The organism is Pseudomonas sp. IT-196MI5, from assembly GCF_949767415.1.
Lineage (GTDB): Bacteria > Pseudomonadota > Gammaproteobacteria > Pseudomonadales > Pseudomonadaceae > Aquipseudomonas.
The window spans coordinates 1-655 of record NZ_CATKPZ010000058.1 but is presented as its reverse complement, the minus strand read 5'-3'; the positions used below and the strand labels follow the sequence as shown (position 1 = coordinate 655).

Below are 655 nucleotides of genomic sequence, written 5' to 3'. Positions count from 1 at the left end.
GTGAAGGCCATGTACGGCATATTGAAGGCAGACACCGCCATCGACCGCTCCCCCTTCGGCTTCACCGACCGCGCGGATGGCCAGTTCAAATACAAGGATGGCGCCTGGGGCTACGGCGCCAACGTCGGGGTGATCTATGCCCCGCAACCCGGCACGCGCATCGGCCTGACCTACACCAGCCAGGTCGACCTGGACTTCGAGGACCGGCTGGATGTGAAAGGCGACGGCCGTCTGCTCGATCGCGTCAACAACACCAAAACCAAAATCGATACGACAGTGCCGCAGACGGTGACCCTGAGCCTGTTCCAGCAACTGGACAAGCAATGGGCCTTGCTCGCTTCGGCCAACTGGCAGGATTGGTCGGAGTTCGGCGAGATTGGAGTGGACGTCGATACCACCGCGTTGGGTGGTCAATCGACAACCATCGACGCCGGGTTCAAGGACACCTGGCACCTCTCGCTGGGCGCGCAGTACCAGGCCACCGAGCAATGGCTGTGGAACGTCGGCGTGGCCTACGACAGCAGCGCCGTGTCGGACAGCAAACGTTCCGTCATCCTGCCGATGAACGAATCCTGGCGCATTGCCACAGGCGCCACCTATGCGCTGAACAAAGACACTGATATCAACGTCAGCTGGGCCATGGTCTGGCTCGGCG

At 61.7% G+C, this 655-nt stretch carries 1 protein-coding gene; it reads left to right on the top strand.

From position 1 onward, the window contains the following. The coding region (locus ACM6IK_RS24275; RefSeq protein WP_414876355.1) for an OmpP1/FadL family transporter at positions 1 to 655 on the top strand (655 nt) is incomplete at both ends.